This window comes from Pseudomonas sp. F8002, from assembly GCF_013385495.1.
Lineage (GTDB): Bacteria > Pseudomonadota > Gammaproteobacteria > Pseudomonadales > Pseudomonadaceae > Aquipseudomonas.
This window is the reverse complement of record NZ_JACAPW010000029.1, coordinates 65,796-80,146: the sequence shown is the minus strand read 5'-3', so window position 1 is coordinate 80,146 and position 14,351 is coordinate 65,796. Positions and strand designations below refer to the sequence as shown.

General features: G+C 59.8%; 12 protein-coding genes. 6 read left to right on the top strand and 6 right to left on the bottom strand.

Going from position 1 to position 14,351, the window contains the following annotated elements; translation table 11 throughout:
- The first annotated feature begins 85 nt into the window (after nt 1-85).
- From xylB to HX811_RS21165, 3 genes are all read left to right on the top strand, one after another.
- Nucleotides 86-1,567, top strand: coding sequence for a xylulokinase (gene xylB / locus HX811_RS21175; protein WP_177047229.1), 1,482 nt, complete (start codon nt 86-88; stop codon nt 1,565-1,567).
- Between the two features lie 12 nt (nt 1,568-1,579).
- Entirely contained in the window at nt 1,580-2,518 is a 939-nt protein-coding gene (locus tag HX811_RS21170; RefSeq protein WP_177047227.1) for a carbohydrate kinase, read from the top strand.
- A 157-nt stretch (nt 2,519-2,675) separates the two neighbouring features.
- The gene (locus HX811_RS21165; protein ID WP_177047226.1) at nt 2,676-5,342 is read left to right on the top strand and encodes an autotransporter outer membrane beta-barrel domain-containing protein; all 2,667 of its coding nucleotides are present in this window, start codon (nt 2,676-2,678) and stop codon (nt 5,340-5,342) included.
- 2 nt (nt 5,343-5,344) lie between these two features.
- Here the strand turns inward: HX811_RS21165 and aqpZ are convergent, their stop codons facing one another.
- Nucleotides 5,345-6,037 (bottom strand): aquaporin Z, encoded by a 693-nt coding sequence (gene aqpZ, locus HX811_RS21160; protein ID WP_177047224.1) that lies wholly within the window; start codon nt 6,035-6,037, stop codon nt 5,345-5,347.
- A 278-nt stretch (nt 6,038-6,315) separates the two neighbouring features.
- Here aqpZ and HX811_RS21155 point away from each other — a divergent pair, with 278 nt between their 5' ends.
- Entirely contained in the window at nt 6,316-6,576 is a 261-nt protein-coding gene (locus HX811_RS21155; protein ID WP_177047222.1) for a DUF2790 domain-containing protein, read from the top strand.
- 162 nt (nt 6,577-6,738) lie between these two features.
- On the opposite strand, the gene HX811_RS21150 is transcribed toward HX811_RS21155, so the two are convergent.
- Nucleotides 6,739-7,014, bottom strand: a complete 276-nt coding sequence (locus HX811_RS21150) for a DUF1652 domain-containing protein (RefSeq protein ID WP_003215295.1) — start codon at nt 7,012-7,014, stop codon at nt 6,739-6,741.
- 505 nt (nt 7,015-7,519) lie between these two features.
- The gene (gene ilvA / locus HX811_RS21145) at nt 7,520-8,539 is read right to left on the bottom strand and encodes a threonine ammonia-lyase, biosynthetic (RefSeq protein WP_177047220.1); all 1,020 of its coding nucleotides are present in this window, start codon (nt 8,537-8,539) and stop codon (nt 7,520-7,522) included.
- Nucleotides 8,540-8,797: 258 nt separating this feature from the next.
- Between ilvA and HX811_RS21140 the strand changes: the two genes are divergently transcribed.
- Nucleotides 8,798-9,001 (top strand): ParD-like family protein, encoded by a 204-nt coding sequence (locus tag HX811_RS21140; RefSeq protein ID WP_003215288.1) that lies wholly within the window; start codon nt 8,798-8,800, stop codon nt 8,999-9,001.
- A complete protein-coding gene (map, locus tag HX811_RS21135) occupies nt 8,998-9,747 on the top strand; it encodes a type I methionyl aminopeptidase (RefSeq protein WP_003215286.1) in 750 nt (249 codons plus the stop codon). Before HX811_RS21140 ends, map begins: the two co-directional genes overlap by 4 nt.
- 40 nt (nt 9,748-9,787) lie before the next feature.
- Here the strand turns inward: map and HX811_RS21130 are convergent, their stop codons facing one another.
- The 3 genes from HX811_RS21130 to HX811_RS21120 all read right to left on the bottom strand — a co-directional run bounded on the left by HX811_RS21130 (nt 9,788) and on the right by HX811_RS21120 (nt 14,315).
- A complete protein-coding gene (locus HX811_RS21130; protein WP_177047217.1) occupies nt 9,788-11,689 on the bottom strand; it encodes an acyltransferase family protein in 1,902 nt (633 codons plus the stop codon).
- Nucleotides 11,690-11,780: 91 nt separating this feature from the next.
- The gene (locus tag HX811_RS21125; protein ID WP_177047215.1) at nt 11,781-12,722 is read right to left on the bottom strand and encodes a magnesium transporter CorA family protein; all 942 of its coding nucleotides are present in this window, start codon (nt 12,720-12,722) and stop codon (nt 11,781-11,783) included.
- Nucleotides 12,723-12,728: 6 nt separating this feature from the next.
- Nucleotides 12,729-14,315: a RimK family protein gene (locus tag HX811_RS21120; RefSeq protein WP_003215278.1), complete on the bottom strand. Its 1,587-nt coding sequence runs from the start codon at nt 14,313-14,315 to the stop codon at nt 12,729-12,731.
- Nucleotides 14,316-14,351 lie beyond the last annotated feature (36 nt).

Genomic DNA, 14,351 nt, shown 5'->3' with positions numbered 1-14,351 from the left:
TTGCATAACTGACACACCCTATTCGCGAGCAAGCCCGCTCCCACATTGACCGAGTTCTCCATAACAATGTGCTGAGCGACCTACCATGACCCAGCAAAACCTCTACCTCGGCATCGACTGCGGCACCCAGGGCACCAAGGCCATCGTGCTGGACGCCAGCAGCGGCAAAGTCCTGGGCCTGGGCGCCGCCAGCCATACGCTGATCAGCGGCGCCAATGGCCGCCGCGAACAACACACCCAGGAGTGGCTCGACGCGTTTACCGAAGCCACTCACCGCGCCTTGCAACAGGCTGGCGTGGACGGCCAGGACATTCTCGCCATCGGCGTCTCCGGCCAGCAACACGGCCTGGTATTGCTCGACGACCAGGGTCAGGTACTGCGCCCCGCCAAGCTGTGGTGCGACACCGAAACCGCGCCGGAAAACGATCGCCTGCTGCAACACCTGGGCGGTGAAAGCGGCTCCCTGGAACGCCTCGGCGTGGCCATCGCGCCGGGTTACACCGTGTCCAAACTGCTGTGGACACGCGAACAGCACCCGGAGATTTTCGCCCGCATCGCGCATATCCTGCTGCCCCACGACTACCTGAACTACTGGCTCACCGGCCGCGCCTGCGCGGAGTACGGAGATGCCTCCGGCACCGGTTATTTCAACGTGCGCACCCGTGAATGGGACCTGTCACTGTTGCGCCACATCGACCCCGAAGGACGCCTGGAAGCGGCCCTGCCCAAGTTGATCGACGCCAATCAGCCAGTGGGCACCATCCTGCCAGCCATTGCCGAACGCCTGGGCATTAACCCGAATGCGCGAGTCTCCAGTGGCGGCGGCGACAACATGATGGGCGCCATCGGCACCGGCAATATCGCCCCCGGCGTGATCACCATGAGCCTGGGTTCATCCGGTACCGTGTACGCCTTTGCCGATCAGGCCAATGTCAGCCCGCAGGCGTCGGTGGCGACTTTCTGTTCATCCAGCGGCGGCTGGCTGCCGTTGATCTGCACCATGAACCTGACCAACGCCACCGGGGTCATCCGCGAGCTGTTCGACCTGGACCTGGCGGCGTTCAACGGGTTGGTGGCCCAGGCACCGATCGGCGCCGACGGCGTGAGCATGCTGCCGTTCCTCAATGGCGAGCGGGTGCCCGCCCTGCCCCACGCCACCGGTAGCCTGCACGGCCTGACCATGACCAACCTGACCCGCGCCAACCTGTGCCGCGCCGTGGTCGAAGGCACTACCTTCGGCTTGCGCTATGGCCTGGACCTGCTGCGCCAGACCGGCCTGCAGAGCCAGAGCATCCGCCTGATCGGCGGCGGCTCGAAAAGCCCGGTGTGGCGGCAGATGGTCGCGGATATCATGAACACCGAAGTGGTCTGCACCGAACAAAGCGAAGCCGCAGCCCTGGGTGCGGCAATCCAGGCCGCGTGGTGCCAGTCCGGTGAAAGCCTGGCGCAGTTGTGCCAGCGCTGCGTGAGCGTCGACGCAGCCAGCCGCACACTGCCGGATGCCGGCAGCGTCAGCGCCTACCAGCAGGCTTATGAGCGTTATCAACAGCACGTGGCATCCCTTTAAGAGCGAACGAATATGTATTTGGTATGTGGCGAAGCGCTGTTTGATTTTTTCAGCGAGGACGATGCCAGCGGCAAGGCATCCAGGGTCAATTACAAGGCGATTGCCGGCGGCTCGCCGTTCAACGTCGCGGTAGGCTTGCGTCGACTGGGAATCGACGCGGGATTTTTCGCCGGGATCTCCGACGACTACCTGGGCCGACGCCTGTTGCAGGTGCTCAAGGACGAAGGCGTGGGCGAGGATTACCTCGTGGAATTCTCAGCACCCACCACCCTGGCAATGGTCGCAGTGGGCGCCAATGGCTCACCGCAATACAGCTTTCGCGGTGAAGGCTGCGCTGACCGCCAGTTGCAACCTGAGCATCTACCGGCGTTGGGCGACGAAGTGCGTGGCGTACACATCGGCTCGTTCTCACTGGTGGTGCAGCCGATTGCCGACACCCTGCTGGCCCTGGTACGCCGGGAAAGCGGCAAGCGCCTGATCAGCCTCGACCCCAACGTACGCCTGAACCCGGAGCCGGATATCGAGCTGTGGCGCGCCCGCGTGGCCGAGCTGGTCAAACATGCCGACCTGATCAAGGTCAGTGACGAAGACCTGCACCTGCTCTACCCCGGCCAAACCCCGGAAAGCGTCCTGCAAGGCTGGTTGCAGCACCGTTGCCAGCTGGTGTTCCTGACCCGCGGCGGCGACGGCGCCACGGTGTTCAGCCGCCAGTACGGCAGCTGGTCGGCGCCGGCGGTCAAGGTGGTCATGGCGGACACGGTAGGGGCTGGCGATACCTTCCAGGCCGCGTTGATTGCCTGGCTGACCGAGCAGCAACTGGACTCGGTGGAGGGCCTGCAACAGCTGACCCGGGAGCAGATCAGCAGCATGCTCACCTTCGCTATCCGCGCCGCGGCACTCACCTGCAGCAAGACCGGTCCGGACCTGCCCTATCGTCGTCAGCTGGACTGACAAATACGCGGCAAAAAAATCAATATGCCACTATGTAAGCCACGTATCACGTGGCTTACAGCCCTGCGGTTATCTGTCCGAAAATTCTGCATTGTGTAAAAACTGTACTAGACCCAAGAAACATGTGCAGTTTCTATAACAAAAACAGGGCAGATCCATGCGCAATAAACGGACTTTTCAGCCTTGCGCCGTGTTGGCTGTCGGCATCCTCTCACTGCATTACCTGGCCCCCCAACAAGCCCTGGCGGCTTGCGTGCTCACCCCGGGTCCTGGCAACGATGCCTACACCTGCGACAGCGGGAGCAGTCCGACTGGGCTTACGGACCTTGCCGGCAATAACACCCTGACCCTGCCCGCAGGCGGCACGGGCACCATCAACGGCAATATCACTTTCGGCGCCGGCACTGATTTCGTCGACATGAACTCCGGGCGCATTGTCGGGAGTATCACCCAGGGCGACGGTGCCGATCGCTTCCAAATCAGCGCCGGCACCGTGACCGGTGCGGTTTCCCAGGGCAACGGCATCGATGATTTCGTGATGAGCGGCGGGCAGATCCAGTCCCTGGCCCAGGGCGATGGCCGCGACACGTTCCTGATGACCGGCGGCACCATCGTCGGCGCTTTCGAGGATGGCGACGTGGCCCGGCAAACCGCAGGCACCATCGGCCGGGTCGACATGAAGCTCGACAACAACATCTACGACATGTCCGGCGGGTCGATCCTCGGCAACCTGGTGACCGGTTTCGGCACGGATACCATCATCGTCTCCGGCGGCAGCATCGGCGGCAATATCAGCACCAGTGGCGGCAACGACAGCATTACCGTCAGTGGCGGCGTGATCAACGGCGAGATCCGCGCCAGTGTCGGCAACGACACACTCAACTGGCTCAATGGCGGCCAGATCAGGTCCGCGGTGCTGATGGGCGATGGCGACGACACCGCGCTGCTCAGCGGCCTCGACGAAAACCTGCTCGGCACGACGCCTTCGATTGACGGCGGCCTGGGCAACGACCAACTGACCTTCGACAACACCACTTCCAGCACCGCCGCCCGCTATATCGGCTGGGAAACGGTCAACCTCAACAACAACTCGCGTTTCGACCTGGCCGGCGACTTTTTCCTAGGCGACAGTGCCAGCAATACCGGCACCTTCAACATCGATGGCAGCAGCACCCTGGGCGTGACGCAAGGCAGTATCCGCCCCTACACCGCAGGCGCACTGGCCACTCTGAATAATGCCGGCACCATCGACATGACCAGCCGCAGCAACAGCGCCACCGATACGTTGACGGTGTACGGCAACTACGTCGGCAACAATGGGCAGCTTTGGTTGCAAACCGTGCTGGGCGACGAGAACTCGGCCACCGACAAACTGGTTGTGTCTGACGGGACCATCAGCGGGCACACACAAATGACCGTGAGCAATCTCGGCGGCCTGGGCGGTCTCACGCAAAACAGCGGAATCGAAGTGGTGCAAGCCCTCAACGGCGCCACCACCAGCACCGATGCGTTTGCCCTGAAAGGCTCGGTATCTGCCGGAGCTTATGAGTATCTACTGTTCAAAGGGGGTGTCACCGCCGGCACGGAAAATAACTGGTACTTGCGTTCGTCGGTGGTCGCCGTGCAGCCACCGGTGGTGCCACCTGTACCGCCGACGCCACCGGTGGTGGTGCCCGTGCCGCCGATCCCGCCAGTGCCGCCCGTGGTCGCGCCGGATGAACCGCCCGTCGAGCCACCGACCTCGCAACCCGTCGCCCCGGTCGAGCCCCCTGCTCCGCCACCCAGCCAGGTCGCGGCTGCCACCTCGCCGGAGTCGGAAGCGAGCAACCCGGTGTTGCCTGCCGCCATCGCCGGGGCCGAGCCGATTCCGTTGTATCGCCTGGAGGTGCCGGTGTACTCGGTGGTCGTCCCGGCCGCGCAGTTGATGACCCTGCAAGCCCTGGGCACCTTCCACGACCGCCAGGGCGAACAAAGCCTGCTCAGCGAGACCGGACCGGTTCCGGCGGGCTGGGGCCGTGCCTATGGCAGTGACTTCAACAAGAGCTGGTCGGGTACGGTATCGCCGAGCTTCGACGGTTCCATCAAGGGCTATCAAGTGGGCCATGACCTCTACGCCTCCGAGACCAGCGGCGGACAGCTCCAGCGTTTCGGCCTGTTCATCGGCCAAAGCCGCCTGCAAGGTGACATCAAGGGCTTTTCAATGGGCTTCCAGGACAAGCGCTCCGGGCGGGTCAAGCTGGATGGCGATAACTTCGGCGCCTATTGGACCCTCACCGATCCCAAGGGCTGGTACGTGGACCTGGTGGCCATGGGCACGCGCTTCGACGGTGACAGCAAGTCCGACCGTGACGTGAAGATCGACAACAAGGGCCACGCCCTGGCCCTCTCGGCGGAAGCCGGCTACCCGATTACCGTCTCCGAACACTGGGTGGTGGAACCCCAGGTGCAGGTGATCAATCAGCAGATTGACATGGACCACCAGAATGACGGGATCTCCAAGGTTTCATTCGACTCCCAGGACTACTGGACCGGCCGCCTCGGCGCACGCCTGAAGGGGCGTTACCTGGTGCAGAACACCCCGATCGAACCGTATGTGCGAGCCAACGCCTGGCGCACCTTCGGTGGCAGTGACACGGTGACCTACGACGACGTGGACCGGATTAAAACCGATCACAAGTCATCCACTGCCGACCTCGGTGTGGGCGTTGTCGCCAAGTTGTCGTCCACCGTCAGCGTGTACCTGGCGGCGGACTACAACACCCAACTGGACAGCAACACGCTGGAGGGTTTCAGCGGTAACGCCGGGGTACGCATGAGCTGGTAGGCTCACGCCTCCCGGGGGCAGGTAACCGCGCGGGCAACGATGGCGCCCACCACCGCACCCGCTATCGGTGCCGCCCAGAATAGCCACAACTGCATCAGGTATTCCCCGCCGGCAAACAATGCCGGCCCGGTGCTGCGCGCCGGGTTGACCGAGGTGTTGGTGACGGGGATGGCCACCAGGTGAATCAGCGTCAGGGTCAGGCCAATGGCAATCGGCGCAAACCCGACCGCCGCACCCGGGCCGGTGACACGCATGATGATGAACACAAAAAAGAACGTCGCCACCACCTCGACCACCAACGCAGCCAGCAGGCTGTACTGCCCGGGGCTCAATTGGCCATAGCCGTTGGCGGCGAAAGCGCCCACTTCAAACCCCGGGCGGCCACTGGCGATCAGCGCCAACACGGCGGCGGCGACAATCGCACCGGCCACCTGGGCAATGATGTACGGCACCACGTCCCCCCCCGGCATCCGGCGCCCCACCCACAAACCGATGGTCACCGCCGGGTTGAAGTGCGCACCGGAAATACTGCCCACCGCGTAGGCCATGGTCAGCACCGTCAAGCCAAAGGCCAGGGCGACACCGGCAAAGCCGATCCCAAGCTCCGGAAACGCCGCGGCCAGTATCGCGCTGCCGCACCCGCCGAAGGTCAACCAGAACGTCCCAAGAAATTCTGCTGCGATTTTCTTTTGCAAACCAACTCCACCCAATGCCAACGCCATCCGATTGATGGACCCGGCGGCGACGGTAGCAAGCGGGGTTAACCGGCTCGTATCAGACTTTTCCGGTTAAAGCGCGCGAGATATCGACGGTGCTGAAGATGAAGCTTTTGTCAGTAAAGCCTCACTTAATCGATGGTTAATCCCCCGGGACGACAGTTGAATCGACCGCACTCGCATGGCACTCGCCATTGCCCAGGGCGGCCGCGGCTCATCACGTTGTTGAGCCTGCGAACGACTTGCGGAGAAACACCATGAAACTGGGTACGTTAATGCTCGGCGCTGCACTGGCCCTGACGACTGTAACGGGGATGGCGCAGGCTGACACCGCACCCGTCATCACGCCTTACCACTACGGCGAGAAGATGGATGTGCAGAAGGTACTTGCCATGCACGAACCCGACACTAATGTCTGCAAAGTGATCAATGCCGATATCAAGTTCGTGGACAGCCAAGGGAAAGTCCAGGACGTGGGTTATCGCAAAATGTCCGAGGCGTGTGATTTCCAGAACTGATGTGATTGCAGCGCCGTTGCAGGGGTGAGCGAGCTCGCTCCTGCGGTCGCCAGGCGTTACCCTTGCCGGCCGCTTCACGGCCGAAAGGATCAAGGAAACGGCGTTGGGCCTGGCATTTATCCAGGCCCGCAAGTCTTCACTGACTGAAGCTCAACCGTCCGTTTAATAGAAAGGACGCGCGCCGGCTCGTTTGAGGGCCGGGGCCTGGGTGTGGGTATGCTTGAGGTCTTCACGCAACTCGGTAATCAAGTTGCAGATCGCCCGACTGCTGTCGAGCTTGTTGGCGCAAATGCCGGTGACCACCAGGTCGACCCGGTCATGATCGATCTCGTGATAGACCTTGACCGTCAGCGAGGCGTCCGACGCCTTGGTGACTTCACAGCGCTTGGGCAGAAAACTTCCTTCAATGATGCCGCGTAGTTCCAGATCCGAAAGCATGGCCGACCTCTCCTTTTATGAGATTGCCAATCGATTGTTATCAATATTCTTATTGCTGGCGACCGTGATCAGACGTTCACCTTTTTGCGCCTTGCCAGCCCTGGCAGACGGCTTCACGTACCCAGCCTACTAGGCCGTTCAGAGTTGCGTTGGATCCTTTCCTCATAAGCGACAACGTTACTTATATAAGTTACGTGGCAGACCGCCATTAACCCGTTCGTTTGGGGGATCAACAGCGGTATTTGTTGCTCATTCAGAGTTGTAACAGGATCTTATGAAGCATTAAACATGCCGTCGGGCATGGCCTGCCAAGGCCCAGGAAAATCGGCATATTCGAACGAAATACCGGCCACCGACTCATGCATCCTGCAATAAGCACCGGTTGGCGTCATGCAAATTGAAAGACTGTAAGAACAAGCGCCTTCCCGAAACTATTTCCAGCGGAAATAAACACCCTCCAAACGGGTGGCTGCGACTAACATTAAATTTTCATTAGATTAAACGTTTAATCTGCTTGAGCCGCCACTCGTTCGGCAACATGTCGCAAACTATCAAAGTTAATATTGGCTCCCGAGTTGATCGCCACCCATGTTTGTCCCTGGATCCCGGTCTTCGCGACATGCTTGCGGATACCCGCCACAGCCAGCGCCCCCGAAGGTTCGGTAATTGATCGCGTATCGTCGTAGATCAGCTTGATGGCGCTGCACAGTTCGTCGTTGCTGACGGTGATCACCTCATCCACGTGGTGTCGGCAGATTTCAAAACCATGGGCGCCTATCTGGGCCACGGCAGTCCCGTCGGCAAAGCTGTCGACGCTCGGCAGCACCACCCGGCTCCCTGCGCGCAAGGCTGCCAGCAGGCAACTGGAGCCTTCGGGCTCGACGCCGACGATGCGCACTTCGGGGCGCAGGTATTTGACGTAGGCCGCGATACCGGCGATCAATCCGCCGCCGCCCACGGGGACAAAGATCGCGTCCAGCGGGCCCTGCTGTTGACGCAGCACTTCCATGCCCACGGTGCCCTGCCCGGCAATCACGTCCGGGTCGTCGAATGGCGAGACAAAGGTACTGCCTGTGGCCTCGGCCAGTTGCAACGCGTGGGCCAGGGCGAACGGAAAGCTGGCCCCATGCAACACCGCCTCGCCGCCTCGGGAGCGCACGCCCAACACTTTCAACTCCGGGGTGGTGCACGGCATGACAATCGTCGCCTTGATCCCCAACTCCCGCGCCGCCAATGCCACGCCCTGGGCATGATTACCCGCAGAAGCAGTGATCACGCCTCGCGCCTTTTGCTCGGCACTGAGCTGCATCAGTTTGTTGTAGGCGCCTCGAATCTTGAAGGAAAAGGTCGGTTGCAGGTCTTCGCGCTTGAGCAGGATCTGATTGTCCAGCAATGCCGACAGCGCCGGCGCCACCTGCAACGGCGTACGCACCGCCAGGTCGTAGACCGGGGCGGCCAGGATCTTCTTCACGTAGTGCTCAAGCAATCCCGAATCCTGGGGCTGGCTCGCGGGGCGGGTACTCATGGATGTCTCCTGGGTGTTTGCAGGGCCCTGAAGACGGAAAAACAAAACCCGCCTCTAGGGCGGGTTTGGGTACAGCCGAGCGCTATCCCGCCAAATGAGGAATGGCGGTAATAATGCTTGGCTGGCAACGAAAGGTTTGAAATGTCATGAATCAAAATTAACCGGCGCCACCGGGCAAGTCAATGGCGAAACGCCAGGCTTTACGTGGAACATACGAAACGTATACGCTTTGTATATCAACTCGACACAGTGAAGCTCATGGGCATCGTCAAGATCACCGACCAATTGCACGAACAACTCCGTCTGGCCAGCGCCACCATGGACCGTTCCATCAACGCCCAGGCCGAGTTCTGGATCAAGATCGGCCTGCTCGCCGAACTCAATCCACACCTGGCCTATAACGACCTGATCAACAAACTGTTGCTGGACAAGCCCGACCTGATCCGGGGGCGCAGCGAATGATCAAGACCACCGAACAACTTGCCGTGATGCGCGAATCCGGCCGCCTGTTGGCCCAGGTGTTTACCATGCTCGACGGTTTTGTCGCCGCCGGCCAGTCGACCCTGGAGATCGACAGCGCGGTGGAAGCCTTCATCCGCAATGACCTGCAATCGCGACCGGCGAGCCTGGGCCAGTACGACTATCCCTTCTGCATCAATACCTCGATCAACGAGGTAGTGTGCCATGGCATGCCCAGCGCCAAGGCCGTGCTCAAGGACGGCGACATCGTCAACATCGACATCACCCTGGAGAAAGGCGGCTATATCGCCGACTCCAGCAAGATGTACATGATCGGCAATGTCTCGCCCAAGGCCCGGCGCCTGGTGGAAATGACCTTCGAAGCGATGTGGGCCGGCATCCGCCAGGTCAAGCCCGGCGCACGCCTGGGGGATATCGGCTACGCCATCCAGAACCATGCCCAGAGCAACGGCTACAGCGTGGTGCGTGAATATTGCGGGCATGGCATTGGCCGCGAGATGCACGAAGACCCGCAGGTCCTGCACTTCGGCCGCCCCGGTACCGGGCTCGAACTGCGTGAAGGCATGGTGTTTACCATTGAGCCGATGCTCAACCAGGGCAGCGCCAAGGTGCGCAGCTTGAAGGATGGCTGGACGGTGGTGACACGGGATAACAGCCTGTCGGCACAGTGGGAACATACCGTGGCGGTGACGCGGGATGGGTTTGAGGTGCTGACGTTGCAGCCCTGAATGCTGGAGCGAGATAACTCGCTCCAGCTACTGATAGCACTTATATCGGGGCAATGACCTGCTTGAACAAGCCTTTGAGCTCCTCATTCCCGGAGTCCACCAAATGATTGTCGTCGAAATACAATGGCACACCGCCCTTGGACCCCATGCAGCGCCCGTTCGGGCATAGGTAGGGCGTCGGATCAATGACTGTGGCATTGCACTGTTTCGCGGCAGCCTCGATCGCATGCACGGCAATGCGGTTTCGTTGCTCGTAGGCGTTCAAGGAAATCGAAATGTCCGATGTGCTCTGAAAGATTCGCTTATGCAGGTTCAAGCCTTTGTAGATACTGAAGGGCATTTCTGGAATAGGCTTGACGATATACACCGGATGGTTTTCAGCGATAGAACACACGGTCCTGGTGTATTCGGCGGTGTAGGTATCGACAAATGCCTGGCCGGCAAGATGCTCCTGGCCGGGGAAGTAAATACGATAGCTGTTGCCCCTGCTCGAATCCGAATACAGCGATGCACGACTGAACAGAACCACAGGGACACCGTGGTAAGACGTTTTGAGCCTGTTCATCTTGTCAGCGTTGAACCCATGGCATTGGCTGGCAAGTTCCTTATCGTGCATATCGAAGTGCTGCAGTGTTGGGCAACCACCGCGTGCCCAGGACAGTGAAGCCTGCGGGTTTTCAATCTGCACCGCTGCAGCGGTGGCTTGGGCATGGCTGTCGCCGAAGATGATGACAGACACCTCGCCTTTGCCCAGTTTGCACTCGGCTGCATCGTAGGGATTGGCAAAGCACTCCTGCTCATACAGCTTGCTGACGTAAGCCGGCTGGCCCAAATCGACATAGGCGAACCTGATGCCTGGATGGTCCTTGACCACGGACGAAGTGATCGCTGAAACGCCCACCACCCCCACCACCAATGATGCATATTTGAAAATCGCACGGGGTGGCGTAGTGATTTTTCGTGTCCTTGACTCGACGAAGTAATACGAAAGCGCGCCCAGCACGAACGACAGAACAATGCCGGCCGTCACGTGCGGCCAACTGCCCAGCAGCCCACAGGTGTAAAGAAGTACCACCAGCGGCCAGTGCCACAGGTACACGGAGTAGGAAAGCGTACCCGAGAACTGCAACGCCCTGTTGGTACTGAAGGCCGACTCGGTATTGGCAGCAATCACCAGCGCGGCACCGAGTACCGGCAACAGGGCCAGATACCCGGGCCACAGGTCTTGTTCCGAAAAACACAAAATACTGGCCAGGATCGCAGTGAGCCCCATGCCTTCGAACATCAGGCTCGTTCGTTTGCCGATCTGCAGTGGAAACAGGAATACCAGCCCACCCACAATCAGTTCCCAGGCACGGGTAGGCAACATATAGAAGGCAAAGACCGGATTGCTGTTGGTCACATACACCGACGCTGCCAGGGAAGCCAGCGCCAGTACCACGAGGGCGATCCTGGCTTTGTGTAGGCCCAGCATCTTGTGCAGTGCCATCAACAGCACCGGATAAATCATGTAGAACTGCCACTCGACCGACAGCGACCAGGTGTGCAACAGCCAGTTCTCATGCAGGGGCGCAGCGAAGTAATTGCCGCCCTTGGCAAACATAAAGTTGGAACTGAACAACAGGCTGCTTTTGATCGTTCTGATCAGCTCTCGGTAGTCATCCAAAGACAGGTAGACAAAACCGAAAACCAGTAGACCCACGCACAGCGCCACCAGCGCCGGAATAATGCGGCGGGCCCTTGAAGCATAAAAGCCCAGTAGCGAGAAACGCTGTTGTTGCAGACCGTTGAAAATAATTCCGGTCATGAGGAATCCGGAAATGACAAAGAAAATGTCTACTCCCGCATACCCGCCCTGGAACCCACCGACTTTGAAGTGGAAAAGCACCACGGCCAATACGGCGACTGCGCGCAAGGCATTTATATTTTTTCGGAATTGCATTTTACCTATCCATGGCTTGGATCTTTGCGGAGCGGCATTGTAGTGGCCATGGTGGCTTAGTAAAATGAAAATGTGGCATTTCCGTTACACGCTAAACCGGTTTGTCTCCTCCTCCCGCAATCCGCTTCAACCCCAGCACCATCAACCCCGCCCCGAGTCCCATCGCGGCCATGAACAATGGGTACGAAATCCACCACGGCGTGCCCGCCGTCATCATGCTGAACTCCGACATCCCGCCCACGCTGGCGATCAGGTTCAACGGCAGGAACACAACGTTGATCAGCGTCAGCTTGCGCAGCAGGTTGTTCATGCTGTTGTTCATCAGGTTGCCCCGGGCGTCGATCAGCCCGGAGAACACGTTGGAGTAAATCTCCGCCTGCTTGTAGCACTGGTTGTTCTCGATAATCAGGTCATCGATCAGGCCCAGTGTTTCGGCGCTGAAATGTTCCTTTTCCCCATGGTTGCGCAGGCGCGTCAGCACCGCGCCGTTGCTGTGCAGGGCGTTGATGTAATAGATCAGGCTTTCGCTGAGGTTGAACATCTGCATCAGGTGGCGATTGCTCATCGATGCATTGAACTGCTGCTGCAGTTCCCGGGCGACCATCTTGATCACCTTGAGGTGGCCCAGGTAGTGATGGATGTTGTTGAGCAGCAAGTCCAGCAACACATCCAGCGGCGTGCGCAATGGCCGGCGCGCACCCAGCCCGGAGAGCTGGCTGTCGTCGGTGGCGATCACCAGGAGTTGGTCCCCGGAAAACAACAGGCCGCAGGACGATACTTCAAACACCAGGTTGCCGCCGCCGGAATAGTTCTCCGGGCGCTTCCAGATCAGGAACAGGTTATCGGGGTGGAACTCGATGCGCGACACTTCGTCCGGGTCCAGCGCCGAGGCCAGGGCATGTTCATCGAGCTTGTAGCAGTCGCGCAGGTACTTGCGCTCGTGGGGGTCCGGATTGCTGAACAGCAGGATATTCCCGCTATCGCCCAGGGTGTTGTAAAGCTTGCCCTCGGATAACTCAAAGCGCTGGATCATCGCGCGTCACCACACCTGGCCTTGACGCTTCAACTCCAGGCGTCGCACGAACTCTTCCAGTACCAGGGAATACAAGTCGTCTTGCAGGTAGGCATCTTCGATGCCGGCGTCCATGTTGGGGTTGTCGTTGACCTCGATCACCACCACCTTGTCGCCGGATTGCTTGAGGTCGACGCCGTACAGGCCGTCGCCGATCAGGTTGGCGGTTTTTACCGCCAGTTCCACCACCGCCTTGGGGGCTTCGTGAACCGCCAGGGTACGGCACTCGCCGTTGATGTCCTGGCCGATGGCCTTGTGGTTGTAGATCTGCCAATGCCCCTTGGACATGAAGTACTGGCAGGCAAAGATCGGTTTGCGGTTGAGGACGCCGATGCGCCAGTCGTACTCGGTGTAGAAAAATTCCTGGGCCAGCAGCAACACGGAATGCTCGAACAGTTCGGCGGTGGCGGTCAGCAGCGCTTGCTGGCTTTCGACCTTGATCACGCCGCGGGAGAAACACCCGTCGGGGATCTTCAACACCAGCGGGAAGCCGAGGCGCTCACCCACCCTTTCGAAATCTTCGGGTCGCTCCTTGTAGAGAATTTCGGTGGCGGGCATGCCCAGTTGATGGCTTTTCAGCAGGTCCGTGAGGTAGACCTTGTTGGTACAGCGCAGGATCGAGGCCGGGTCGTCCATCACCACCAGCCCTTCGCTTTCGGCCTTTTTCGCGAAGCGGTAGGTGTGGTTGTCGACGCTGGTGGTCTCGCGGATCAGCAGGGCGTCGTATTCGGCCAGGCGGGCGTAGTCCTTGCGTTCGATCAGTTCCACGTCGATGCCGAGCCCCTTGCCGACCCGGACGAAATTTTCCAGGGCGCGGGCGTTGGACGGCGGCAGTTGTTCCTGCGGGTCGTGCAGGATCGCCAGGTCATAGCGGGCCAGACGGCGGGAGCGCGGTTGACGCCAGATCTTGCGGCTGAAGTTGTCCAGGGCATTGGCGAATTGGTCTTCCTGGTCATCACGCAACTTGTGCAATACGCCAGACTTGATGCCTTCGATGTGCCAGCCGTTATTCTTGCGAAACTCAACTAACAGGATCGGGCAGGGAAACGCTTCAAACAATTGGCGGGCCAGATCCTGCAAGGGTTCAATATTGGTCCGGCCAAAGTAAAGTGTCAGGGTAAAGCCCTCGGTGTTGCTGTAGAGATGATGACTCAAGGCTTTATCGAGGGTTTTATCCAGGTCATCCAGGGCCAGGCCGTACAGGGACTTTTTCGTCAGTTCGCTGATGGTGCGCACCGACGGAATCACCTTGTGCCCCCGCGCCTCGGCCAGCAGCGAGCAGTAATAGCCGTGCCCCAGGTACTTGTAGCTGCGGCACAGGTTGATCACCTGCACGCGCTTGCCCGTCTCGTTTTCCCGGGTTTGCTCAAGGTATTCCTGGGCGGTGACGATGTCTTCGCTGGGGAAGTACGAGGCCCAGTCTTCCTTGCGCTCGACAATGATCACGACCTGACTTGCACTCTTGGGAGGGCTGGAAAAATAACCGTTGGAAGTTATTGTCGCCGCCACTGTTTGCTCGGATACTTCACGCCAATGACCTTGTACCGCTGACATATTGATTGATCCGCTTTAGAGAACTAGACCTTTTCT

Bases quoted from the DNA above. Each gene is read 5' to 3' on its own strand.
- xylB (WP_177047229.1), top strand. From the start codon at position 86: ATGACCCAGCAAAACCTCTACCTCGGCATCGACTGCGGCACCCAGGGC.
- HX811_RS21170 (WP_177047227.1), top strand. From the start codon at position 1,580: ATGTATTTGGTATGTGGCGAAGCGCTGTTTGATTTTTTCAGCGAGGAC.
- HX811_RS21165 (WP_177047226.1), top strand. From the start codon at position 2,676: ATGCGCAATAAACGGACTTTTCAGCCTTGCGCCGTGTTGGCTGTCGGC.
- HX811_RS21155 (WP_177047222.1), top strand. From the start codon at position 6,316: ATGAAACTGGGTACGTTAATGCTCGGCGCTGCACTGGCCCTGACGACT.
- HX811_RS21150 (WP_003215295.1), bottom strand. From the start codon at position 7,014: ATGCTTTCGGATCTGGAACTACGCGGCATCATTGAAGGAAGTTTTCTG.
- ilvA (WP_177047220.1), bottom strand. From the start codon at position 8,539: ATGAGTACCCGCCCCGCGAGCCAGCCCCAGGATTCGGGATTGCTTGAG.
- HX811_RS21140 (WP_003215288.1), top strand. From the start codon at position 8,798: ATGGGCATCGTCAAGATCACCGACCAATTGCACGAACAACTCCGTCTG.
- map (WP_003215286.1), top strand. From the start codon at position 8,998: ATGATCAAGACCACCGAACAACTTGCCGTGATGCGCGAATCCGGCCGC.
- HX811_RS21130 (WP_177047217.1), bottom strand. From the start codon at position 11,689: ATGCAATTCCGAAAAAATATAAATGCCTTGCGCGCAGTCGCCGTATTG.
- HX811_RS21125 (WP_177047215.1), bottom strand. From the start codon at position 12,722: ATGATCCAGCGCTTTGAGTTATCCGAGGGCAAGCTTTACAACACCCTG.
- HX811_RS21120 (WP_003215278.1), bottom strand. From the start codon at position 14,315: ATGTCAGCGGTACAAGGTCATTGGCGTGAAGTATCCGAGCAAACAGTG.